1 protein-coding gene is annotated in these 243 nt (G+C 74.5%); it reads left to right on the forward strand.

Annotation, left to right across the window (positions count from 1 at the left end):
- Positions 1-34: 34 nt before the first annotated feature.
- The coding region (locus ACR9ZK_RS23105) for a hypothetical protein (RefSeq protein ID WP_481344254.1) at positions 35-243 on the forward strand (209 nt) is incomplete at its 3' end.

Below are 243 nucleotides of genomic sequence, written 5' to 3' on the forward strand. Positions count from 1 at the left end.
CCTCGATGTAGCTCCGTCTCGTGGGCTCGGAGATGTGTATAAGAGACAGGCCGTGCCGATGGCCGCGTTGCTGCGCGACGACCCCGAACCTGCCTCCGGTGCCCGCCGGGGCGCCGGCACCACCGAGCCCGATGGGGCGACCCCTCAGCGGTCGTCGCACCGCCAGGCGGAGACGGTCCTCATCGACCCGGCCGTGCGCGCGCCGCCGGTCGACGGCCACCCCGGGACCCCGCAGGCCGGTAC

The sequence above is a fragment of the Monashia sp. HAY1-5C genome (genome assembly GCF_056755255.1).